Genomic DNA, 23,065 nt, shown 5'->3' on the forward strand with positions numbered 1-23,065 from the left:
AGAAGCGCCCGCTCTCCAGGTCGTCGAACTGCGCCGAATCGACGATGTTGCACCCCTTCCCAGACAGGTACGTCGAGATCGCCGCAACGATCCCGCGCGCCGTCGGACAGGTCACCGTCAGGACAAACTGCTGCATCGGAAGTCTCGTCGCTTGGCGTGTCGGGTCGCGGCCGGCGCTGCCGGTCAGCTGTCCATCTTCAGGGCGGCGATGAAGGCTTCCTGCGGGATGTCCACCTTGCCGAACTGGCGCATGCGCTTCTTGCCCTCCTTCTGCTTGTCGAGGAGCTTGCGCTTGCGCGAGGCGTCGCCGCCGTAGCACTTGGCGGTCACGTCCTTGCGCAGGGCCGAGATGGTCTCGCGGGCCACGACCTTTCCGCCGATCGCCGCCTGGATCGGGATCTTGAAGAGGTGGTTGGGGATCAGCTCCTTCAGCTTCTCGCACATGGCCCGGCCGCGCTTCTCGGCCTGCGTGCGGTGGACCAGCATGGAGAGCGCGTCCACCGGCTCGGCGTTGACCAGGATCGACAGCTTCACGAGGTCGCCCTCGCGATAGTCGGCGAGCTGGTAGTCGAAGGAGGCGTAGCCCTTGGAGATCGACTTCAGCCGGTCGTAGAAGTCGAAGACCACCTCGTTGAGCGGCAGCTCGTAGGTCACCATGGCGCGCTTGCCGACATAGGACAGGTCGACCTGGATGCCGCGCCGCTCCTGGCACAGGGTCAGGATGTTGCCGAGATAGTCGTCCGGCGTCAGGATCGTCGCCTTGATCCAGGGCTCGTAGATCGCCTCGATCTGCATCGTGTCCGGCATGTCGGCCGGGTTGTGCAGCATGGTCGTCTCGCCGTTGCGCATCCGCATCTCGTAGACCACGGACGGGGCGGTGGCGATCAGGTCGAGGTCGAACTCGCGGCTGAGCCGCTCCTGGATGATCTCGAGGTGCAGCAGCCCCAGGAAGCCGCAGCGGAAGCCGAAGCCGAGCGCGGCCGAGGATTCCATCTCGAACGAGAACGAGGCGTCGTTGAGGCGAAGCTTGCCCATGGCCGCGCGCAGGTCGTCGAAGGCGGCGGCGTCGGTCGGGAACAGGCCGCAGAAGACCACGGGCTGGGCCGGCTGGAAGCCCGGCAGCATCTCGGCCGTCTGGCGCCGGTCCTCGGTGATCGTGTCGCCGACGCGCGTGTCGGCAACCTCCTTGATCGAGGCGGTGATGAAGCCGAGCTCGCCGGGGCCCAGCGCCTCGACATTGACCATCTTGGGCGTGAACACGCCGACCCGGTCCACCGGGTACTTGGCGTCCGTGCCCATCATCCGGATGGTCTGGCCCTTCTTCAGCTCGCCGTCGATCACGCGCACCAGCACCACGACGCCGAGATAGGCGTCGTACCAGGAATCCACCAGCATCGCCTTCAGCGGTGCGTCGCGGTCGCCCGTCTTGGGCGGGGGCAGGCGCTTGACGATCGCCTCCAGCACGTCCTCGATGCCGAGGCCCGACTTGGCCGAGATCAGGACGGCCTCGGAGGCGTCGATGCCGATCACCTCCTCGATCTGCTCCCTGACCTTGTCGGGCTCGGCGGCCGGCAGGTCGATCTTGTTCAGGACGGGCACGATCTCGAGGTCGTTGTCGAGCGCGAGATAGACGTTGGCGAGCGTCTGCGCCTCGACGCCCTGCGCGGCGTCCACCACCAGCAGCGCGCCCTCGCAGGCCGAGAGCGAGCGCGACACCTCGTAGGCGAAGTCGACGTGCCCCGGCGTGTCGATCAGGTTGAGGATGTAGGTCTGCCCGTCCTTGGCCGGATAGGCGAGGCGCACGGTCTGCGCCTTGATGGTGATCCCGCGCTCGCGCTCGATCTCCATGTTGTCGAGCACCTGCTCCTTGCCGGCCATCTCGCGCGCGTCGAGCCCGCCGGTGAGCTGGATCAGCCGGTCGGCGAGCGTCGATTTGCCATGGTCGATATGGGCGACGATGGAGAAGTTGCGGATGCGGGAAAGCGGCGTCTGGCTCATGGCAGACGCCTATAAGGCTTTGAGGGCCGGACGGGAATGGGGTTTCTCGAAGCGGCCCTTCGGGTGCCGGACGCTCGTCAGGCGCCGTCGCCGCGCGCGATCCGCCCGCCGGCCCGCTCGTCGAAGAAGAAGGGGCGCAGCCGCACCCCCACAGCGTTGCCCGCGAAGGCCGCCACGAGCCACAGCCAGCCGTGCAGCGATCCGCTCGCGATCCCGGAGAAATAGGCCCCGATGTTGCAGCCGTAGGCGATGCGCGCGCCGTAGCCGAGGAAGAGGCCGCCGATCACGGCCGCCGCGAGCGAGCGCGCCGGAATGCGCAGGTTGGGCGCGAAGCGGCCGGCAAGGCTCGCCGCCAGCATGGCGCCCGCGACGATCCCGAAGTTCATCACCGAGGTGACGTCGGCAAACACGCTGCCGGCAAGCGCGCGCGCGTTGGCCGGCGCCTGCCAGTAGGCCCAGGCGGCGGGGTCGACGCCGATCGCCTGGGCACCCTTGGCGCCCCAGAGCGCGAAGGCGGAGGTGATGCCCCAGGGCCGCCCGGCCAGCGCCAGCGTCGCGAAGTTGAGGACGGCCAGCGCCAGCGCGCCGGCCAGAAGCGGCCAGGGGCCGCGCGCCAGTCGGGCGAGACCGCGTGTCGCGGGCCGGCCCGCCGTCTCCAGCGCGCCGTGGCGACGACGCTCCGCCAGGACGGTGATCGCGGCGATCGCGGCGAACAGGGCGAGCGACGCCGCGATGCCGGGCCCGACGCCGAGCGTCTCTACCAGCGACACCGGCGGCAGGGCGGGCAGCGATTGCCACCAGTCGAAATGGACGGTGGCGAGCACCGAGCCGACCACGAAGAACAGGAGCGTCACCAGCATGCGCGCGTTGCCGCCGCCGGCCGTGAACAGCGTGCCGGACGCGCAGCCGCCGCCCATCTGCATGCCGATGCCGAACAGGAAGGCGCCGACCACGACGCCGACCGACAGGGGCGAGACGAAGCCCGCGACCGGCTGGCCGAACAGGCTGCCCGCGCCGAGGGCCGGGAAGAACAGCACCACGGCCAGCGCCAGCATCGCCATCTGCGCCCGCAAGCCCCGCCCGCGCCGCTCCAGGATGAAGACGCGCCAGGCGGAGGTGAAGCCGAAGGCGGCATGGTAGAGCACCAGGCCCAGCGCGCCGCCGAGAAGCAGAAGGGCGCCCTGGCGGGGGCCTTGCGCAAGGCCGAGCGCGAGGGCGCCGAGCAGGAGGGCGGCTAGGGCCGCAAGGCCCGGGGGCCCGGACAGGGCGGCCGGAGCCGGGCGGAGGGTGGCGTCGGTCATCGGAAACACTCCGGGCGCGGCCGGTCGGCCGGCGGCGCTTCGTTCGCGGATGGATGCCGGGAATGTAAGTGCCCCATAGCATGCGGGCGAGCGATGGATGTGCGAATGCGCGGCGCGAGGCGGATCCGTTTTGCGCATGAGGGCTCATCGGCGCGTCGGCGATCCGCCGCGGGCGGCGCGCCGCCCTTTCAGCAGGGCGCGCTCGTCATCGAGGTGTTCTTCAGCGCGGCCGAGAAGCGCGGCCGGGCGGCCGAGAAGTTTGACAGCGTCGTGACCGGAAGCCCGACCGTGTTAAACAGCGGCGTGGACTGGACCGTGGTCTCCACGAAGATCACGGAGTCGCTATCGGCGACCACCGGCATGTCGGCCGTGGGGATCGTGGCGTCCGTCATTGCGACCATGGGGGAGGGCGCGTAGGACCAGCACACCACGAACTTTCCGCTCTTGCGCATGACGCTGGAGACGCGGAAGGTGGTCTCGCCGACCGGATGTCCCGCCATCGCGACGAAGATGGCCCGGTTGACGTCGAGGTCGGCGGTGGTCGTCTCGGTCTTTCGCGACAGGATGTCGCCGATGGTGAAGGTCGATTTCTCCGCGGTCGCGGAGTCCCGGTAGAGACCGAACAGCGTCACCGTGCCGAGCAGCAGCGCGATCAGGACGGGCGCGATCAGGGCGAACTCGATGGCGGCGATGCCGCGCCGGTCGCGCGCGAGGCGGCGGAACGGGGAGATGCCGCTCATTGGCCCGACGGCTCGTTCATGAAGGCCGAACTCGACACGATGCTGTATCCCCCGAGGGAGTCCTTGGGTAGGCGGAGGGCGAGGCCCATGAGCGGGGTGATCGGATCGGCGACGAGGCAGGCCCGCACGAACAGGACCTGCGCCCGGTCTCCTGTGGTGAAGGTGACGGAGGGCTCGTAGCTGCTGCCGCGATCCAGGCACGTGGCGCTCGTGGTCGGGATGTCGGACGCGGTCTTGACCACCGACATCTCGACGATCATCGCCTTCTCGCAGACCGGCACCACCAGCCCCATGTTGGCGCAGATCGCCGTCTTCATCTGCGGTTGGCTGGCCGGGGCGTCGGCGGTGTTGATCCGCACCTTGCGCACCGCGAGGTCCAGCGCGCGGTCGAGCGAGATGCTGCGCACCATGATCCACCCGGCCTCGATCGTGGAGAAGACCAGGGCGAGGAAGATCGGCACGACCAGCGCGAATTCCAGGGCGGCGACGCCCGATCGGTCCTGAGCGAAGCGCCGACGCATCCCGTCCCCTACTGCGTGATCCTGATCTTCTGCATGGAGGTCGCGATCGACTGGAACGCCTCCGTCATGTCCAGGCCGTCCACCTTGTAGGCGTAGGCCGGCTTGCTGGCGCATTCGGCGATATCGGCGGCGATGGCGGTGGACACCTTGAAGGCGATGGTGAAGATCGTGATCCCCTCCGCCTTCGTGTAGGCGCAGACCTGCTTGTAGAAGGCCTTGGCCTGCGCGTCGGTGAAGGCGTTGAAGCCGGCGGCGTAGTTGTTGGTCGTGGTCCCGTAGCTGCCGGTGATGTTGCGCGTGGTCACGACATAGCGGCTGTCCGGCTTGGTGTTGGCCGTGGTGGGACGGGGCTGGAAGCCGATCTGGCCGTCCGTCATCAGGACGATGAACTTCAGGGTGTCGGTGTCCGTGAAGTCGGCCGGGCGCGCCGAGAACGCGCTCGGGATCGTCGCGAGGTTCCGGGTGCGGATCGTCTGGAGCGCCGGGCGCATGGACGGGTTGAGCAGGAGCTCGGCCCATTTCATGCCGTAGGCCGTGCCGGTCCCGTCGTAGGGGGCGAGCGCGTCGATCTTCGCCTTCAGCGTCGTCAGGTCGTTGGTCATGTAGGTGACCGTGGGGACGGTCGGGCACCACCAGGGCTGCTTGCCCGAGGCGTTGATGTTGTAATAGCTGAAATGGGGTGCCTGGTCGCGATCGTAGAAGGACGGCTTGCCGGACGCGAAGTCGCCGGTCGTCATCTCCAGGCACCAGCTGTAGCTGTTGCCGGTCGCCCAGCGCGAGTAGGGGGCGGTGCGGCCGTTGTATTCGGCGCTGGTCAGATAGGTGAAGACCTTCTCGCCGAGGTTCACCTGGCCCGCGAAGGGGATCACGCTGACCGAGGTGGTCGGCGCCATGTCCTCCTTGAGGACGATGTCGAGGAAGCTCTTGGCCGCCGGACGCAGCTGCGTCATGCCGCCGTTGTCGAGCATCGATCCCGAGATGTCGAGGACCAGCGAGAGCTCGACGTTCTTGCGCGCCTCCTCGGCCGTCGAGGAGCCGACGATGCCGAGATTGTCGATCTGGGCGAGCTGCAGGAACGTCGTCGGATAGTTGATCCTGGCGCTGGCGGAGACCTTGCGCCGGGTCAGCGTCTTTTCCTCGGTGACGGTCAGGGTCGCCGTGTCGCCGTTCGGCACGCTCTTCAGGAAGGAGCGCACCACCGTCTCGGCGTCCTCGGTCTGCGTCAGCGAGGCGGCGGCCAAGGTGCCGCGATCCAGGGCGTCCTGGAGCGCCAGCCGGCCGCGCTCGTGCACCACGAGATCCACCGCACCGCCCGCCGCCAGCACCATGGGCACGAGGAGAAGCGCCGTCATCACCGGGATGCTGCCCCGGCGGTTGCGCTTGAACGAGGATTCGGGCGGGGCGGCAGGGCGCATGACGACAACCACAGGATGTCAGATGCTTGTTGTCATACCGGGCGACTCCTTAAGACCGCATGACGATTTCCGCCGCGCTTTCACGGGGCTTCCGGCGGCGCCGCCGCGCGGCGAGGAAGGCCGCGGCGACAACGCCCGATAGTGCCGGGGGCGGCCGGGCGAGGACGGCGCGGCGCCTCGGCGCAAGGGGCCATCAGGGTGCCGGCGAAGCCCGCCGGCGCCGGCTCACGCTGTCCCGTGCCGGACCTCGCCGAGACCCAGCCAGCGCGCCATCAGGGCGAGTTCGGCCTCCAGCGCCTCGCGCGTGTCGGCAGGCGCGTCGGGTTCCAGATGGAGGGCGGGAACCAGGAGGCGCGAGCGCGCACGGTCGGCCTTGAGATCGACGCGCGCGGCGAGCCGGTCGCCGTGGAGGAAGGGCAGCACGTAGTAGCCGTGGCGGCGCAGCGCGGCCGGCACGTAGATCTCGATCCGGTAGCGGAATCCGAACAGTCGCTCGGCGCGCGCCCGCTCCCAGACCAGCGGGTCGAAGGGCGCCAGAAGCGCGGTGGCGGCGATGCGCCGTGGCGCTCGGGCCTGCGCATGGAGAAAGGCCACCGGCCAGCCGGGAACGGCGACGGGCTCGAGCGTCCCGGCCTCCACCAGATCGGCGAGGGCGGCCCGCGTTTCGGCCGGACCGAGCCGGAAATAGTCCTTCAGTTCGCCGAAAGTCGCGATTCCCAGCGCCCGGGCCGATCGCTCCACCAGCCGGCGGTGCGCCTCGGCCTCGTCCGGGGTCGGCAGTGCCAGCACCGCGCCGGGGATCACGCGCTCGGGCAGGTCGTAGACGCGCTCGAAGCCGCGCCGGCGCGTGCGCGTCGTCAGGTGGCCGGCATAGAAGAGCCATTCCAGCATGCGCTTGGGCTCGGACCATTCCCACCATCCGGTGCGGCCCCGCTCGAGGTCCGAGGCGCCCATCGGCCCGTCCACCCGGATGCGCTCGAGAAGGGCCATCGCCTCGGCCCGGCGCGGCCCCGCGAAGGTGCGCATGCCGGCGTATCCGGCCGTGCCCCGGTCCGCCCGCGCCATGCGCCAGCGCAAGGAAGGATGGAGGTCGAGCGGCAGGAGCGAGGCCTCGTGCGCCCAGTATTCGAAGACGCGCCGCTCGCCCGGGCGACCCCAGGCGTCGCGGTCGAGCAGCGCGGTGTCGTAGGGGCCGAGGCGCGAGAAGGCGGGCAGGTAGTGCGCCCGCGCGACGACGTTGACGCTGTCGATCTGATGCAGCGCCAGCCGATCGAGGTTGCGGCGCAGGTGCAGGGCGCCGGCCCGATCCGGCCGCGCCCTCGCGAACCCTTGCGCGGCGAGCGCGACGCGGCGCGCCTCGGCGGGCGACAGCGAGCGCGTCACGGCGAAGGCTCCAGGCGGGCGCGCTCGGCGCGGGTGAGCGGGCGCACGGCGCCCTTCGGCAGGTCGCCGAGCGCGAGGTCCCCGATCCGGACGCGAACGAGGCGCAGCGTCTCGGTGCCGAGCGCGGCCAGCAGGCGGCGGACGTGGCGGTTGCGCCCCTCGTCGAGCACGATCTCCAGCCAGGCGTTGCGGGCGCCCGCGCGCAGCAGCCGCGCCGACCGCACGCCGAGCCGCTCGCCCCGGTCCTCGACACCCGCGCGGATGCGCGCCAGCAGCGCCTCGTCGGCCGGCCGGTCGATCTGCACGTGGTAGGTCTTTGGAACGTGCGAGGCGGGATCGAGCAGGCGCTGCGCGAGCCCCGTGTCGTTGGTCAGGAGCAGCAGGCCCTCGCTCGCCTTGTCGAGCCGACCGACCGGCGAGACGTGCGGAAGCTCGAGGCCCTCGAGGCAGCGGTAGATGGTCTCGCGGCCGTCCGGGTCGTCGCGCGTCGTCACCAGGCCGCGCGGCTTGTTCAGCATCAGGACGATCGGCGCGGCGGCCGCCACCGCGTGGCCGTCCACCTCGATGCGCGCGGTGGAGGCGAAGGTGCGGTGTTCCGGGTCGCGCACGATGCGCCCGTCCAGCCGCACGCGCCCCTCGCGCACCAGCGCCTCGCCCTGGGCGCGCGAGCAGTGGCCGAGCTTCGACAGGACGCGCGCCAGCCCGTGGCCGCGCTCTCCCGCCGCCGGAGGGGCGGGGGCGGCGGGCGCGCGGGAAGGGGGGCGGGTTCGGTGCGGCATCGCGCTCGGGCGGCGGGTTGGCTTCCGGGGCTGATTGCGACGGGACGCCGCCGGACGCAAGTCCTCAGGGCGCGGCGGGCGCCGCCGGATCGGGCGCCTTGGCGGCGAGCTGCCACAGCCGGGCGATGCGCGCGGCGAAGGCGCCGGGCTTGTCGCTCAGGAGCCTGCCGCAGGTCTCGGCGGCCTCGGCGCGCAGCTCGGCCTGGTGGCGGTCGAGCAGCGCCAGCACCACGTCGAGATCGGCGCGCGCGCCGAAGGAGCGGGGATCGGCCAGCATCTCGGCATGGAGCACGGCATAGTCGTGGTCGCGGCCGAGCGCCTCGGCGGCCCGGTCGGCTTCCTCGCGCAGGGGCGCGAGCGCGGCGGGCCACAGGCCTTCCAGGAGCTTCAGGTGCATTCCGAGATACTTGATGCGCTTGCGCAGGTCGTGGAAGTCCTCCGCGCGGTTGCTGGCGCGCGCGGCCGCGAGGTCGCGGCGAGCCCGGCGGTAGTTCGCCTCGACGCCGGCGACCACGCGCACGCGGTTGCGGCGCCGGCCCTGCCCGAGCGCCAGCGCGTCGAGCCGCGAGCGGCCCGCTTCGAGGCTTCCCAGCGCCTCGGCGGCGACGTCGCGCGCGCTGCCCTGCGCCTCCACCGCCGCCTCGCGCTTGAGCTCCAGCGCCGTGCGCACCACCGCGAAGGACGGGCTGTCGACCTCGCCCGCGAAACGTCCTTCCAGTCCGTCCAGCGCCTCGATCAGCGCCGTGCGGTCGCGCACGCCCGACAGGGTGCGGCCCGCCTCGCGGTAGCGGGCGTTCTCGGCACCCGCGAAGGACGGGTCCGCCTCGCGCAGGAGCCGCACCAGCCCCCGGAGCTTCTTGAGGCGCTTGCGCGCCTCGTGCACCGCCTCGTGCCGGCCCTCGTCCCCGCCCGAGAGGTCGCGGACGGCCTTGTCGATCTGCTTCTGCGCGGTGCGCCGGAGGGCGATGTCGACGGGAGCGCGGGGGTCGATGCGGTAAGCCATGATCTCCTCTGCGGCCGACGGGCCGAGCGTGCTGAACGGGCGTCGATCCTTCGGCGTTCCGCCCCGACGGATCGGGTGCCGCCCGCTCCGTCGCCGCATGGCGCGGCGGCGGAAGCCGGCAGAAGACGCCGTGGGGTGGCGGTTCGCCGCGCCGTCAGTCCGCTTCCCTCGCGTCCGGGCGGCCTTTCAGCGCCAGCGCGGCGTTGGCGTAGCGTCGGTCGGCGGTGACCTCCGTCCCGATCCAGTCCGGCAGCACGAGCGGGTGATCGGGGGAGGGCAGTTCGATCTCGGCCACCACCAGCGGCGCGAGGGCGCCCCCGAAGACGTCGATCTCCACGGTGAGCCCGCCCAGCGGCACGAGATGACGCCGCTTCTCCACCACGAGGCCGATGCGGGCGGCCTCTAGCTCGGCCGCGTCGGCGGGCGGGATCGGGTATTCGTATTCCCCGCGCGCGCTGCCGGCGCCGGTCTTCACGGTGATCATCGCGGGGCGCCCCTCGCGCAGGCGCACCCGGAGCGTCAGGCCCTCGCGGACCGCCAGATAGAACTGGCGGATCGCGGTTCCCCCGTCGGCGAGGCCACGCCAGCCGTCTCCCCGCAGCAGGAACTTGCGTTCGATCTCGGTCGCCATGGCCGCGAGGATCGCACGCGGGGCCCGTCCGTCAAGCCGCGATCAATCGTCCTCGACGAAGACCTCCTTGCGCTTGTTGCGGATGGCGGGCAGCAGCGCGAAGATCACGCAGGCGAGGCCGAGCGCCAGGAGGGTGGCCGAGATCGGCCGCTCCAGGAACACCATCGCGTTGCCGCGCGAGATGATCATGGCGCGGCGCAGGTGCTCCTCCAGAAGCGGGCCCAGCACGAAGCCGAGGAGCAGCGGCGCGGGCTCGCAGCCGAGGCGGATCAGCACGTAGCCGAGGATGCCGAACACCCCGATCGCGTAGACGTCGAACGGGTTGCTGTTGATCGAATAGCAGCCGATGGCGGCGAACAGCACGATGGCGGGAAAGAGGATGCGGTAGGGGATCGTCAGCATCTTCACCCAGATGCCGATCAGGGGCAGGTTCAGGATGACCAGCAGCACGTTGCCGATCCACATCGAGGCGATGATGCCCCAGAACAGCGCGGGCTGGGTGTTGATGACGTTGGGTCCCGGCGTGATCCCCTGGAGAATGAACGCGCCCACGATCAGCGCCATCACCGGATGGGCCGGGATGCCGAGCGTCAGGAGCGGGATGAACGAGGTCTGGGCCGCCGCGTTGTTGGCGCTTTCCGGCCCGGCGACGCCCTGGATGGCGCCCTGGCCGAACTCGGACTTGTCGGCGGCGAGGTTCTTCTCCATCGAGTAGGAGGCGAAGGAGGACAGGACGTGGCCCCCGCCCGGCAGGACGCCGAGGATGGAGCCGAGCGCCGTGCCGCGCACGACCGGGCCGGCGATGCGCCGGAAGTCCTCCCGCGTCAGCCACAGGCTGTCCACCTTCTTGACGCCGACTTCACGGGTCGTCTCGTTCTCGAGGTTGCGGAAGATCTCCGCCAGACCGAACACGCCGACGGCGATCGAGACGAAGTTGATGCCCTGGTAGAGCTCGAGCTGGCCGAAGGTGAAGCGCGGCGTGCCGGTGTAGATGTCCTGGCCGACCGTGCCGAGGAGCAGGCCGAGCACGATCATGGCGAGCGCCTTGACGATGGAGCCGTGGGCGAGCGAGATCGAGACCAGGAGCCCGAGCACGATCAGGGCGAAGTATTCGGGCGCGCCGAACTGGAGTGCGACGCGGGCCAGCGGCGGGGCCGCGATGGCGAGGAGCAGGGTCGCCACCGAGCCGGCGAAGAAGGAGCCGAGCGCCGCCGTCGCGAGGGCCGCGCCCGCCCGCCCCTTGCGCGCCATCTGGTAGCCGTCGATGGCCGTCACCGCCGAGGAGCTCTCGCCCGGCAGGTTGATCAGGATCGCGGTGGTGGAGCCGCCGTACTGGGCGCCGTAGTAGATGCCCGAGAGCATGATCAGCGCGGTGACCGGCGAGAAGGAGAAGGTGATCGGCAGCAGCATGGCGATGGTCGCCGTGGGGCCGATGCCGGGCAACACGCCGACCAGCGTGCCGAGCAGCACCCCGATGAAGCACCAGAAGACGTTGATGGGGGTGAGCGCCGTCTCGAAGCCGAGGGCGAGATGGGACAGGAGTTCCATGGATCCGCGCGCCTCAGGAGAAGGTCAGGAGGGGGCCGAAGGTCGGCAGGGTGATGCCGAGCCCCACCTTGAAGACCAGCCAGCAAAGGGCCGACATGCTGACGGCGATGGTGAGCGACGAGAGGATGGAGTTGCGCGCCGAGGCGAGCGCCACGATCGCGGTTCCCAGGAACACCACGGGCACGAGGCCGAGGGCGGCGCCGAACTCGCCGAAGATCGCAAGGGCCGAAAGGATCAGGACGATCCCCTTCCACGGGATCGGCGTCTTCTCGACCTGCTCGTTCTTCTTCATGCCGGCCAGGATCACCAGGACGCCGAACAGGGCGAGGAGGATCGCCAGCGTCATCGGGATGAAGCCCGGTCCCATGCGGATCGCGCGGCCCATGTCGTAGTTCGACGCTTCCCAGCCGAAGCCCGCCGCGAGCGCGATGAAGATCAGCCCCGCCAGAAGGTCGCGGCGCGATTTCACGCCTTCGGATGCATGCATGTGGATTGGCCCCCAACCAACTGGCACTGGACGAACCGGCCGGAAGCGCGAGCCCCGGCCGGTCGATATCTCGTCAGGCGGATGCGACGGTCAGTCGGCGTAGGTGCCCGCCGCCTGGATGATCGGGCGCCAGAGCTCGATCTGGGAGGAAAGCTGCTGCTTGAGCGCCTCCGGGGTCGCCTCCTCGGCGGAGACGGGGGCGGTGCCCAGCTCGGCGAAGCGCGCCTTCACCGTCTCGTCGGCGAGCGCCTTCTGCAGGGCGCCTTCCAGCTTGGCGATGATCGCCGGATCGGTGCCGGCGGGGGCGTAGAGCCCGTGCCAGACGCCGATCTCCATCTTGTCGAGGCCCACTTCCTTGGTGGTCGGAAGATCGGGCAGCGAGGTCACGCGCTCGGGCGTCGTCACGGCGTAGGCCTTCACTTCGCCGGCCTTGATCTGGTTGGTGGTGTTGGTGGTCTGGTCGCACAGGACGTCCACCTGGCCGCCGACGATGTCGGTCATGGCCGGCGCCGCGCCCTGGTAGGGCACGGTGATCATCTGCGTGCCGACGGCCTCCTGGAGCAGCATGCCGCACAGGTGCGAGGCGGAACCGATGCCGGCATGGGCATAGGTGGTGTCCGCGCCGTTCTCCTTGAGATAGCTGATCAGCGCGGCCGCGTCGGCCGGCTCGAAGTCCTTGCGCGCGACGATGGTCATCGGCACGGAGGTGACCAGCCCGATCGGGGCGAAGGCCGTCAGCGGGTCGAAGGCGAGCTGGCGGTAGAGCGTCGGGGCCGTCGACATGCCGATATGGTGCAGGAGCAGCGTGTAGCCGTCCGGCTTGGCCTGGGCCACCTGACCTGCGCCCAGCGTGCCGCCCGCGCCGCCGACGTTCTGCACCAGCACCTGCTGGCCGAGCTCGCTGGTCATGGTCTGCGCGATCAGGCGCGTGACGGTGTCGGTCGGGCCGCCGGCGGAGAAGGGAACGACCACCGTGATCGGCTGCGTCGGGTAGTCGACCTGCGCGGACGCGGAGGACGCGGCTGCGAGAACGGCGATCGAGGCCAGGAGCCCCTTCCAAATCGGCGACATGATTCCTCCCAGAATGTCGGCGCCTCGTCGATTGTGGCGCCACGATGAGCAGCACATGATTCTGTTTGGTTGTCCAGCCTTTTGCCAGGACCGGTGCGGATGGTGCCCGCGTTGCTCGGGTCTTCGAGGGGAATACCGCTCGGGTATCGATCGCGGGGACGGTCGGCCCCGGTCTTGCCAGGATGAACGTCGCGCCGGCGATCGGATGCTGACGGGAAGGGACTTCGCGGCAGGATCTCCAGAGGCGATCGGAGGGCGCGGGGCGATGCGCCGCGCGAGATGCCATAAAAAAACCCCACGGCCGGAAGGGCGCAGGGTTCTCTCATATCGGTTCTTGTCGCCCCGCCCCGCCAGTTCATCCGTGGTCGGACCGGAGCGACGGGTACGAGATTGACAGTCCAAGCCTGTGCGAGGCTGGACCCGCTCCCGGCGGGGAGGGTGGCCGGGCCGGCGCGACGCGCGCGCAGCCCGGACGAGGACTCAGAGAGCCTTGAGGTTCTGAGCGGCGAGCTTGCCGGTCTTGCGGTCGGCGACGAGCTCGAAGCTGACCTTCTGGCCGTCGGCCAGGCCGTCCAGGCCCGAGCGCTGCACCGCCGTGATGTGGACGAAGGCGTCCTGACCGCCATCGTCGGGAGCGATGAAGCCGAAGCCCTTCTCGGAGTTAAACCATTTCACGGTTCCCGTAGCCATGGGACACCTTTCTACGCAAGCGTTCGTCGGCGGCCTTCCGGCGCGCTCCAGTTTCGAATATCGCGATGAAGCGGGATGAACTGGCACCGCGCGAGCGGCGCAGGGCCCAAGCGTCCGGCCATCTTTCGACCGCTTGGATATGCCCGTGCCGAACGGAAAAGGCAAGTCGGCGTGACATATTTCCCGCAGCGGCGCGCCGGCCCACCGCCACCGTGCGCCCGTGTGCCGCAGGATCTTGTTTCGCCGCCCATGCATTTGCCCGGGATGTTGGATCTGTCTCGCTCCGTTCGCCTCCGGCGATCTCATCGAACCAGCTCCGGGCCCGTCGGCGCACGCCGCGCCGTGGATCCGGTCGGGTCGACCCGCGTTCTCACATCTTCGCGATCGGAGGCGTCATGCTGAATTGGGTGAGACCGGCACAGGATCCGGGTGTGGAACGGCCCGGACGGCCGAGCGCGCTGCCGCTCGAGTCCTATGCCGCGCTGGGCGACGGGCGCAGCGTCGCGCTGGTGGGGCTCGACGGGTCGATCGACTGGTGGTGCGTCCCCAACATGAATTCGGCGCCGATGCTGGACCGTATCCTTGACGAGCGGCGCGGGGGCTTCTTCACGCTGACGCCCCGGGGCGAGTTCACGTCGCACCGCGCCTACCGGCCCGGGTCCAACGTGCTGGAGACCGTGTTCGAGACGAGCACCGGCCGCGCGCGTCTGGTGGAGGCGCTGAACAGCGGCTCGGGCGGGCGCCTGCCCTGGTGCGAACTGGCGCGCCGGATCGAGGGGCTCGAGGGCGAGGTGACCTTCGAGATGCGCCTCGTGTTCGGCACCCAGGCCGACACGATCTGTCCGTTCCTCTACACCAACGCCAACGCCACGACCTTCCACGCCGGCTCGGTGATCGGCCTCCTGCGCTACAGCGACGGCGTGCGGATCGAGGAGGAGGGCGACGGCGAGATCCGAGGCGTGGTCGGCGTGCGGGCCGGCGGGCGCGAACTCGTCGCCATCCTGGCCGGCGAGAACGAGCCGCTGGTGGTGGAGTCCCCCGAGGTCATCGACGCACGCATCGACGTCACGCACGAGGAATGGCGCCAATGGTGCGCCGGGATCCGCTTCCAGGGATCCTATCGCGACGCGGTGATCCGCAGCGCCCTGGCGCTGAAGCTCCTCCTGTACTCTCCGACGGGGGCGATCGCCGCCGCCGCGACCTGCTCGCTGCCCGAAGGCATCGGCGGCGAGAAGAACTACGACTACCGCTACGCATGGGTGCGCGACGCATCGTATACGATCAAGGCGTTCCTGCGCATCGGCGCGGCGGCCGAGGCGAAGGGCGCCTTCACCTGGCTCATCAAGCGCCTTGCCGAGCACGGCGCCCTGGTCTGCTACACGCTGGAGGGCGGCGTGCTGGGCGAGGAGGTCGAGATCGACCTGCCGGGCTATCGCGGCAGCCGTCCGGTGCGGCGCGGCAACCAGGCGGCCGGGCAGCACCAGCACGGGATCTACGGCGACATCTTCGAGACCGCGGCCCGCTTCGTCGCCGGCGGGAACGTCCTCGACCCGCACAGCGCCTCGGTCCTCGCGGCCGTCGCCGACCGCTGCGCGGAGACCTGGCGCCAGCCCGATTCCGGCATCTGGGAGCTGTCGGAGCGGGGCCACTACACGATGTCGAAGATCAGCGCGTGGCAGGCCCTGGCGCGGGCGGTGGAGCTGGCCGACGGCGGCCATGTGCCCGCCACCTGCCGGGACCGATGGGCACGCTCGCGCGACCGGATCGCCGAATGGGTCGACGCCAACTGCTGGTCCGAGGAGCAGCAGGCCTATGTCATGGTGCCGGGCGGCGACAAGCTCGACGCCTCGCTTGCGCTCGCGGTTCGCTTCGGCTTCGACGGGCGCGATCGGCTGGAGAAGACGCTTCGCGCACTGGACGACCGGCTCGGGCGCGGCCTCTTCCACTATCGCTACCACGGGGTCGAGAACGACGAGGGCTGCTTCCTCGCCTGCACCTTCTGGATCATCGAGGGCCTGGCGCTGCTCGGCCACCGCGACGAGGCGCGCCTGCGTTTCGACGAGGTGATGGCGGCGCTGGATACGCGGGGCGCCGGCATCCTCGCCGAGATGGTGGATCCGGACACCTTGGCGTTCCTGGGCAACATGCCGCAGGGCCTCAGCCATCTGGCGCTGATCCAGACCGCCGCCACCGTGGACGGATGCCCCTTGTAGCGCCCTGACCCCAACGGCGGCTCAGCCGCCGTCGCGAACGCGCGAAAAATAGTCGTCGTCGCCGACCTGCCCGCCCTTCAGCGCGATCTCCAGCCCGTCGAAGGCGGGATCGTCGCTGTGGGCGAGGGCCACGGGCGAGCCCGGCGTGTCCGGCAGCGGCAGGCGGGTGGTCAGCGCATGCACGGCGAGCTGGCGCAGCGCGTGGCTCGACGTGTCGCCGCCCGCGATCACCGCACGACCGAGCCCGAGGCGACGAACGAGCCCGGCCTGGAGGCGCCCGAGCCCCCGGCCGATCGCGTGGCGTGCCCCAGCCGTATCCGAAAGCGCGGCGCCGAGATCGCTGTCCGGCCCCATCGCCGTGTGCACGACGACCGAGCGTCCCGCGTGCAAGGCGGCCTCGGCTCGTGCCGAAACCGCCTCGGTCGCCGCCGTGTCGCCCGCGACGAGGGCCCGGGGATCGAGGGCGATCGTCTCGAATCCGTTCGCGCCGGCATGGCGGATCTGCCGCTCGGTGGTGGGCGAGCAGCTTCCCGACACCACGCTGATGCGGCCCGCCGCGGGAAGCGGCGCGAAGGCGGCGGGCGCGCCGATGCGCCCCGTCCGCGCCCAATGCGCCGTGAGGGCGTATTCGACGCCGGACGAGCCCACCGTGAAGCGGCAGCCGGCCTCGGCCAGCCGCTCCAGCTGCCGGCCGGCGGCCTCCTGCGTCTCCCCGTTCAGGACGTCGACGAGCACGAGGCCGGGATCGGCGGCCAGGATCGCGTCGAGCCGCGCGTCGGCATCCGGCGAACACAGCGCCAGTTGGTCGAGAAGCGCGACGTCGAGGGACGTCTGCCCGGCGAGGTGCAGGCGAAGGTCCGCCTCGCGCATCGGGGTCACGGGGTGGCGGCTCATCACCGGGTGGCGGTCGATCCGGAAGGTCTCGCCCCGGAACCGGGCGAACAGCGTTCCGAAGGCGGTCCAGCGGCCGAGCTGCGGCGCGCCGACCAGCAGCGGCACCGGGCGCTCGCCGAACACCGCCCGGCCGATCTCGGCGGCCCGCCCGATGGATCCGACGCCGGGGCTTGAATCGAAGGTCGAGCAGACCTTGTAGTGGGTGATCGCGGCGCCGCGTGCCGCCAGCCACCGGAACGCGTCGGGCAGGTTCCGGTCCATCCAGTCCGGCGTCTCGCTGCGGCTGGTGCCGGCAAGGCCGATCGCGGCCGCGCCGGCGAACCGCGCGAGTTGCGCGTCCGTCGGCACGTCGGTGAACAGCACCGTCTCGATGCCGCGCATGGCGAGGGATTCCATGACGTCGGTGGAGCCGGTGAGGTCGTCGCCGTAGAAGGCGAGAAGCGGCGTCGTCATCGGCTCAGGCTCCCTTGGCGTCCGCTCCGCCGAACGCTTCGAGCGAGGCGGCGAGTTCGGGATGGTCGGCGGCATGGGCGGCGAGGTCGATGCCCGCGACCGCCGCCTCCCAGGCCTGCCGAACGGCGCGCACGCCGGCCGCCGGCCCCATCGGATGGCTGACCACCCCGCCGCCGCACAGGTACAGGAGGTCGGTGGATCGCACGGCGGCATAGGTCGCGGGCGCCTGTCCGCCCCATTGGCCGGAGCCGACCACCGGCAGGGGGCGGTCGTCCGGGCGGAACAGCGGCCGGCGCAAGGCGTGGTAGGAGCGCAGGAAGGACGCGTCCGGCTCCCAATATTTCGCCGCGATGCCGTTGATCTGGAACTGGTCGACGCCGAGCAGGCGCCAGAAGGTCTGGTAGACCGAGAAGTCGAGGCCCAGCGAGGGGTGCCGCGTGAGGATGTCCCAGCCGTTGCGGTGGGCGTGCAGCACGAGGCCGGACCGGCGGCGCAGGAAGGCCATGGCGCCCATGCCGATCGAGTTGATGTTGACCACCGCCGCGTTGCCGCCCGCCGCCAGCACGAGGTCGTGGTTGCGCATCATCTCGTCGGGATCGGTGGCGGTGATGCCGAAGGCGACCATCACCTTCTTGCCGGTCCGCTGCTCGTGGTCCAGCACCACGGGCATGATCGCCTTCACCCGCTCGGCGAGCGGCGAATAGGCCGGGCTCATCAGCTTCTCGTCGTCCTTGATGAAGTCGACGCCGGCCTCCACCAGCTCGCGCACCATCGCCGCGCTTTCGGGCGGGCGCAGGCCGAGCGCCGGCTTGACGATCGTGCCGACGATCGGCCGGCCGGACACCCCTGTGAGCCGCTTCGACCCCTCGATGCCGAACTGCGGGCCGGGCCAGGCCCTGCCGAAGGCGTCCGGCAGGGTCAGTCCGGTGACGCGGATGCCGCTGAAGCCCTTGATCGAGAACGTGCCGCCGATGGCGATGGTCATCAGGGCGGCGAGGTCGGTGCCGACCGCCTCCATGGGAAAGGCGATGTCCGCCTCGCCGCAGTTGAACGAGCGGGGCTCGGCAAGGTCGTCGTGGGTGCGCCCGAAGGCGGGCTCGGCGACCGGCTCCAGCATGCGCACGTCGACGACGCGGGCGGCCACGCGCGCCTTGAGCTCCGGCGTCTCGCCGGGAAGCGGCACGAAGGTTCCGGTGGACTGATCGCTGGCGATCTTGCGGGCGAGCCCCTCGACGCTGCCCGGCGTCTCGATCCGATAGGTCAGGACGATGTCGTCGCTCATGGGGGAGATGTCCTGCGAAGGCTGGAGAGAAGACGCGGGCGCCCGGCGTCTGGTATCGTCGCCATACCAGTTCGGACGCGTCGGTTCCCCGACGCGCGCCGTTCGCCAGCGGGAACGTCAGCCATGGTGCAGCCGAGCGAGCCGATCGTCCGCCGCAAGCTCTCGACCGAGGTGTACGAGCGCCTCAAGGCGATGATCACCACGGGCGAGCTGCGGCCGGGCGACCAGATGCCCTCCGAGCGCGAGCTGATGGAGCGTTTCGGCGTCGGGCGGCCGGCGATCCGAGAGGCGATGCAGGCGCTGGGCGGCATGGGGCTGCTCGCCATCTCGCACGGCGAGCGGGCCCGGGTGCTGAGCCTGACGCCCCGCTCGCTCTTCGGCCAGGTCGACCGGGCGGCCGAGATCATGCTCACCACCTCGCCCGGCGCCTTGGACCACCTCAAGGAGGCCCGCATCTTCTTCGAGCGGGGCATCGTGCGCCAGGCGGCCGAGCGGGCCGGGCCGGCCGACGTCGCGGCGCTCGGCGCGCTTCTGGCCGAGCAGCGTGCCGCGCTCGGCGACCCCGACCGCTTCATCCGCACCGACATGCGCTTCCACGCCCGCATCGCGGCGGTGCCGGGCAACCCGATCTTCGAGGCGGTGGCCGAATCCATGCTCGGCTGGCTGCGGCAGTACCACAACGAGCTGCTGATCTGGAGCGGCAAGGAGAACGTCACGCTCCTGGAGCACGAGGAGATCCTCCAGTGCATCGCCGACCGCGATCCCGCTGCGGCGGAAGCGTCGATGGTGCGCCACCTGGAGCGCTCGCGCGAGCTCTACCGGCATCAGGGCGCCTGAGGCGCGACGATCCGCGCCACCGCATGGGGCGGCAGCCGGAGCCGCTCGCCCGCCGGCCGCTCGGGCGGCAGGTTGCCGCCGGACGCCGCGTCGAAGGCCGCCTCGTCCAGAAGCGAGACGGTAGCGCCCGGTCCGACGCCTTCCACGGTCGCCTCCTGCGGCTCGGGCGTCAGGTTGGCGAGCCAGAGCTCCAGCCGCCCGTCGGCGCGCCGCACCGCGAACCCGTCCACCGCGCCCGGCCGCGCGGAGCGGAGCTCCAGGCGCCGGGCGCCGCCGAGCGCCGCCAGGCCCTTGGCCACGTGATAGGCCGGCGCCGTGCGCCCCTCGGCCGGCAGCAGGCCGCGCGGGCCGGCAAGGCTTGCGCCCGTCCAGGCCTCGACGCCCGAGCCCGCCAGCCGCGCGGCATAGCCCACGAGGAAGGCCGCGCCGAACAGGCCGCGCGCGCGCGGATCGTCGTGCGCCATGGGAACGCGCCGGCCGTCCGGGTTCGGCATGGTGCGCGAGCCGTAGGGGTTCTGCCGCATGCCGATCGTGGTGGGCCCGAGACGGTAAGGCTTGGCGCCCACGAAGGCGCGGGTGGAGCGCGTGATGAAGGGGATCGCCTCCAGCGTCTGCATCACCGACAGGTCGTCCGCCGCGTGGACGATGGGATTGGTGGCATGGGTGACGAAGTCGAGCCCGTCCAGCGGCACGCGCTTGCGGTTCAGCTCGGTGAAGTAGCTGAGCATGCCGCCGCCGAGCCGGGCGCGCGGAAAGGCTGCGCGCGCGGCGCGATAGACCTCCTCCAGCGGCGGACAGGCCGGCCAGGCGCTGCCCGGCGGGGTGGACCGGCGATCCGCGGCCGGGCCGACCACCACGGTCTGTGGCGCGAGGCCCGAGGCCCGCACGAGGTGTGCCGCGCGCCCCGCCTCGTCGGCCGGCGCGTCCCGGTCGGGCAGAACGAGCTCCAGCGCGCGCTCGGCCTCCGGCAGCAGGGCGGCGACGCGCGCGAACGCGGCGAGCGCCGCCTCGCCGTGTCCGGCGAGCGGATCGAAATGGAACAGGAGGAAGGCCGGCGCGAGGTCGCGCAGGCGATCCGGCCGCGCCAGCGCCGCCTCGGTCTCCTCCGGCGCGACGGCGAGGCCGAAGCGCGGCATCGGGTCGGGCAGGGGCGCACCGATGCGCAGCGCCACGGGGCCGTCCGCCCCGTCTGCGCGTCCGGTCGCGCGCGTCTTGGGCGGGGCGCCCTCCACCGTCAGCCTCACCGACTGTCGATCCGGGGTGCCGGCTTCCATCCGGTAGGGCCAGGGGCGCGCCAGGGGGCGCACATAGGTCTTGAAGGACGCGTCGGACCAGGCGCGCTGGTCCTCCATCTCGAAGGCGTCGCCCTCCATGCGGCAGGTGGCGCGCAGGCCCGGCGCCGGCTCGTGGGCCAGCGCGCGGATGTCCTGGAAGGGCTGCCAGGGCTCGATCAGGTCGGGAAAGCGCGCGTCCTCCACGCGCCCGTCCGTGTGCTCGACGCGCAGCGGCGTGCCGGCGACGCCCCGGATCGGATGCAGGACGCAGAAGCCGCAGCGGTTGGTCTCGAACGCCCGGTCGGGCCGGGCCTCGACGGCGAAGGCGAGCGTGCCGTCCGCCGTGCCCTCGATCAGGGCGCTATAGGCCAGCCGCGCCCCGTCCGGCGCCTCGATCTCGGCCCGGTAGCGGACGCGGAACCGCTCGTCGTCCTCCTCGACCTGCAAGTCCCGGATCGGCGGGTCGCAGGTGCCCCAGTCGCGGTCGCGCACCACGTAGGCCACGGCGCGCAGGATCTCGACGCCGGCGAAGGCGACGGTGCGCAGGTTGCCCGACACGAGGTCCGCTTCCAGGCGCCCCGCCCGCAGGCGGCGCGAGGCGGCCGGTTCCTCTCGCGTGCCGAAGAGCTTCAGCGCGTCGGCCACGATCAGACCTCGCGCGGGTCGAGGCTCGACCCGGCGGCGGCGCTCAGATAGGCCGCCTCCACCAGGGCGAGCGTCTTGAGGTTGTCGCGGCCCGACGTGTCGGGCTCGGTTCCCGCGCGCAGCGCCTGCGCCCAATGCGCCTGGATCAGCGCGACGCTCTCCTGGATGTTGTGCCAGGGGCGCGAGGCCCAGGGCAGGAGCGGCGGCGAGACGTCCTCGTGCCGCGTGCCGTCCGGTCCCGTCACGGTCAGCCGGTAGCCTTCGTCGAGGCGGATCGTTCCCTCGGACCCGTCGATCTCGATCAAGGTCTGCGGGAACCGCTCGGTCTCCAGCCGGGTGGCGTAGGAGCAGTCCACCACGCTGGCGAAACCCGCCTCGTGGTCCAGGAGCATGGTGGCGACGTCCTCGCCCCGGATGCGCGGGTTGACGCGCCGGGTGCGGGCCGTGATCCGCGTGACGTCGCCGAACAGGAAGCGGGCGATGTCGAGCGCGTGGATGCCGAGGTCCTCGACGATGAACCGCTCGCCCTCGGCGAGATAGGGCTGGCCGGCATAGACGTCGTAGGCGGAGCGGAAGGACACGCGCCCGAAGAAGGGGGCACCGATCTCGCCAGAGGCGAGGCACCGGCGCACCGCCCGGATCGGCGACTGCCAGCGGAAGTTCTCGTGGACCATCAGCGGCACGCCCGCCCGCTCGCAGGCCTCCACCATGGCGCGCGCGTCGTCCATCGTCGGTGCGAAGGGCTTCTGGCAGATCGCGGGGATCGCCAGCGAGGCCGCCAGCTCGACCAGCGCGCGGTGGCTGGGGGCGGTGGTGGCGATGTCCACGAAGTCCGGCCGCACCTCCCGGAGCATGGCGGCGGCGTCCGTGAAGCGCGCGGCGACGGCGAAGCTCTCGCCCATGTCGTCGAGCCGCGCCGCGTCGCGGTCGCACAGGGCGACGATGGAGACGCCCGGAATGCCCGCCCAGGCATGCATCTGGTTGCGGGCGAAGAAGCCGCAGCCGATCAGGGCGCCGCGTAGCTCGCGCATCTCGGCCCCCGCGTCAGGTGATGCGGCGGATGGAGGCCATCAGCTCGTCCGGCTCGAAGATGCGCTTCCAGTCGTCGCGCATCAGCGCCGGCTTGCCGAACTCGATGGCCTTGTTGCACGCGTCCGAGAACACGCCGGGCGTCTCCTCGAAGATCACGGCGCCGAGGACGTTCATGTGGCCGAGCAGGAAGTCGCGCGCCGCCTCCCGCGGCACCCCCCGCGCCACGACCTCCTCCATCGCCTCGCGCATCACCACCAGGAGGCTCGCCGTCACCGTCTCCGAAAGGCCCGGCTCGAGCAGCGCCATCTGCTCCACCGTGATGCGGTGCGAGCGCATCACCGGCGCCCAGATCGCCCGCGCGATCTCCTCGCCCAGCGCGTAGTGCGCCTCCGGCCCTTGCATCAGGGCGGAGACGATGTGCTGCTTGGCGGCGACGCCGCCGAAGAAGTCGCGCTTGGCGGCAGGCTCGGTCTCGTCGTTGAAGATCGGCGGATGGCAGGGGTGGGTGACGAAGTAGGTGAGGTCTTCGCGCGCGGGCAGATGGCCGGCGAAGGGCGCGGCGGCGTCGAGGATCATCACCATCGTGCCCGGCCGCAGGCGCGCCTCGATGCCGGACAGGACCCGGCCGATCAGGGTGTCGGGCACGGCGAGGACGACCACTGCGGCGCCGTCCAGCGCGGCGTCCTCGTCCAGGCAGTCGACGCCGAGCTGCGCCTTCAGGCGCTCGCGGCCCGGCTCGGACCGCTCCACGTGGCGCACGTCGAAGCGCGACCCCTTGAGATTGCCGGCGAGGCGGGTGCCCATCTTTCCGCCGGCCCCGAACAGGGCGATCGATGTCATGGAGAATCCTTCGCGACTGGAGCCTCCA

20 protein-coding genes and 1 pseudogene are annotated in these 23,065 nt (G+C 71.2%); 2 read left to right on the plus strand and 19 right to left on the minus strand.

Annotated elements, in window-relative coordinates:
- From purU to D3218_RS18515, 14 genes and pseudogenes are all read right to left on the minus strand, one after another.
- Window positions 1–136, minus strand: a pseudogene (gene purU, locus D3218_RS18450) (formyltetrahydrofolate deformylase); the annotation flags it as partial.
- 47 nt (window positions 137–183) lie between these two features.
- Window positions 184–1,998, minus strand: coding sequence for a translation elongation factor 4 (gene lepA / locus D3218_RS18455; protein ID WP_119541556.1), 1,815 nt, complete (start codon window positions 1,996–1,998; stop codon window positions 184–186).
- 77 nt (window positions 1,999–2,075) lie between these two features.
- The gene (locus D3218_RS18460; RefSeq protein WP_119541602.1) at window positions 2,076–3,299 is read right to left on the minus strand and encodes a YeeE/YedE family protein; all 1,224 of its coding nucleotides are present in this window, start codon (window positions 3,297–3,299) and stop codon (window positions 2,076–2,078) included.
- A 188-nt stretch (window positions 3,300–3,487) separates the two neighbouring features.
- Window positions 3,488–4,039 (minus strand): TadE/TadG family type IV pilus assembly protein, encoded by a 552-nt coding sequence (locus D3218_RS18465; protein ID WP_119541557.1) that lies wholly within the window; start codon window positions 4,037–4,039, stop codon window positions 3,488–3,490.
- Window positions 4,036–4,560 (minus strand): TadE/TadG family type IV pilus assembly protein, encoded by a 525-nt coding sequence (locus D3218_RS19870; protein ID WP_168990594.1) that lies wholly within the window; start codon window positions 4,558–4,560, stop codon window positions 4,036–4,038. The genes D3218_RS18465 and D3218_RS19870 overlap by 4 nt, the downstream gene beginning before the upstream one ends.
- A gap of 8 nt (window positions 4,561–4,568) precedes the next feature.
- Window positions 4,569–5,975: a TadE/TadG family type IV pilus assembly protein gene (locus tag D3218_RS18475; protein WP_119541558.1), complete on the minus strand. Its 1,407-nt coding sequence runs from the start codon at window positions 5,973–5,975 to the stop codon at window positions 4,569–4,571.
- A gap of 225 nt (window positions 5,976–6,200) precedes the next feature.
- Entirely contained in the window at window positions 6,201–7,358 is a 1,158-nt protein-coding gene (locus D3218_RS18480) for a winged helix-turn-helix domain-containing protein (protein WP_119541559.1), read from the minus strand.
- Window positions 7,355–8,137, minus strand: a complete 783-nt coding sequence (locus D3218_RS18485) for a pseudouridine synthase (RefSeq protein ID WP_119541560.1) — start codon at window positions 8,135–8,137, stop codon at window positions 7,355–7,357. Before D3218_RS18485 ends, D3218_RS18480 begins: the two co-directional genes overlap by 4 nt.
- A gap of 64 nt (window positions 8,138–8,201) precedes the next feature.
- A complete protein-coding gene (locus D3218_RS18490; protein WP_168990595.1) occupies window positions 8,202–9,140 on the minus strand; it encodes a CHAD domain-containing protein in 939 nt (312 codons plus the stop codon).
- Window positions 9,141–9,294: 154 nt separating this feature from the next.
- Window positions 9,295–9,771, minus strand: a complete 477-nt coding sequence (locus D3218_RS18495; protein WP_119541562.1) for a CYTH domain-containing protein — start codon at window positions 9,769–9,771, stop codon at window positions 9,295–9,297.
- Window positions 9,772–9,813: 42 nt separating this feature from the next.
- Complete coding sequence (locus D3218_RS18500; protein ID WP_119541563.1) at window positions 9,814–11,319, minus strand: tripartite tricarboxylate transporter permease; 1,506 nt, start codon at window positions 11,317–11,319, stop codon at window positions 9,814–9,816.
- 13 nt (window positions 11,320–11,332) lie between these two features.
- A complete protein-coding gene (locus tag D3218_RS18505) occupies window positions 11,333–11,788 on the minus strand; it encodes a tripartite tricarboxylate transporter TctB family protein (protein ID WP_245415116.1) in 456 nt (151 codons plus the stop codon).
- Between the two features lie 108 nt (window positions 11,789–11,896).
- On the minus strand, window positions 11,897–12,877 hold the full coding sequence (locus D3218_RS18510; protein WP_119541565.1) for a tripartite tricarboxylate transporter substrate-binding protein: 981 nt from the start codon (window positions 12,875–12,877) through the stop codon (window positions 11,897–11,899).
- Between the two features lie 480 nt (window positions 12,878–13,357).
- Entirely contained in the window at window positions 13,358–13,567 is a 210-nt protein-coding gene (locus D3218_RS18515) for a cold-shock protein (RefSeq protein ID WP_119541566.1), read from the minus strand.
- A 431-nt stretch (window positions 13,568–13,998) separates the two neighbouring features.
- On the opposite strand from D3218_RS18515, the gene D3218_RS18520 reads away from it, so the two are divergent.
- Window positions 13,999–15,780, plus strand: a complete 1,782-nt coding sequence (locus D3218_RS18520) for a glycoside hydrolase family 15 protein (protein ID WP_245415117.1) — start codon at window positions 13,999–14,001, stop codon at window positions 15,778–15,780.
- Between the two features lie 21 nt (window positions 15,781–15,801).
- Here the strand turns inward: D3218_RS18520 and D3218_RS18525 are convergent, their stop codons facing one another.
- Window positions 15,802–17,127 carry a four-carbon acid sugar kinase family protein gene (locus D3218_RS18525; protein WP_119541568.1) on the minus strand — a complete coding sequence of 442 codons (1,326 nt, stop codon included), beginning with the start codon at window positions 17,125–17,127 and terminating at the stop codon, window positions 15,802–15,804.
- 4 nt (window positions 17,128–17,131) lie between these two features.
- Window positions 17,132–18,409, minus strand: a complete 1,278-nt coding sequence (gene oiaX, locus D3218_RS18530) for a 3-oxo-isoapionate-4-phosphate decarboxylase OiaX (protein WP_119541569.1) — start codon at window positions 18,407–18,409, stop codon at window positions 17,132–17,134.
- 123 nt (window positions 18,410–18,532) lie between these two features.
- On the opposite strand from oiaX, the gene D3218_RS18535 reads away from it, so the two are divergent.
- On the plus strand, window positions 18,533–19,246 hold the full coding sequence (locus D3218_RS18535) for a transcriptional regulator NanR (RefSeq protein WP_119541570.1): 714 nt from the start codon (window positions 18,533–18,535) through the stop codon (window positions 19,244–19,246).
- On the opposite strand, the gene apnL is transcribed toward D3218_RS18535, so the two are convergent.
- From apnL to D3218_RS18550, 3 genes are read right to left on the minus strand one after another with little or no spacing between them, the layout of a single operon-like run.
- A complete protein-coding gene (apnL, locus tag D3218_RS18540; protein ID WP_119541604.1) occupies window positions 19,234–21,168 on the minus strand; it encodes a D-apionate lactonase in 1,935 nt (644 codons plus the stop codon). The genes D3218_RS18535 and apnL overlap by 13 nt on opposite strands.
- Window positions 21,168–22,196 carry a Gfo/Idh/MocA family protein gene (locus tag D3218_RS18545; protein ID WP_119541571.1) on the minus strand — a complete coding sequence of 343 codons (1,029 nt, stop codon included), beginning with the start codon at window positions 22,194–22,196 and terminating at the stop codon, window positions 21,168–21,170. The genes apnL and D3218_RS18545 overlap by 1 nt, the downstream gene beginning before the upstream one ends.
- Before the next feature lie 13 nt (window positions 22,197–22,209).
- A complete protein-coding gene (locus D3218_RS18550) occupies window positions 22,210–23,037 on the minus strand; it encodes a phosphogluconate dehydrogenase C-terminal domain-containing protein (protein WP_119541572.1) in 828 nt (275 codons plus the stop codon).
- Window positions 23,038–23,065 lie beyond the last annotated feature (28 nt).

The organism is Aureimonas flava (genome assembly GCF_003583935.1).
GTDB classification, from domain to species: Bacteria; Pseudomonadota; Alphaproteobacteria; order Rhizobiales; family Rhizobiaceae; genus Aureimonas; species Aureimonas flava.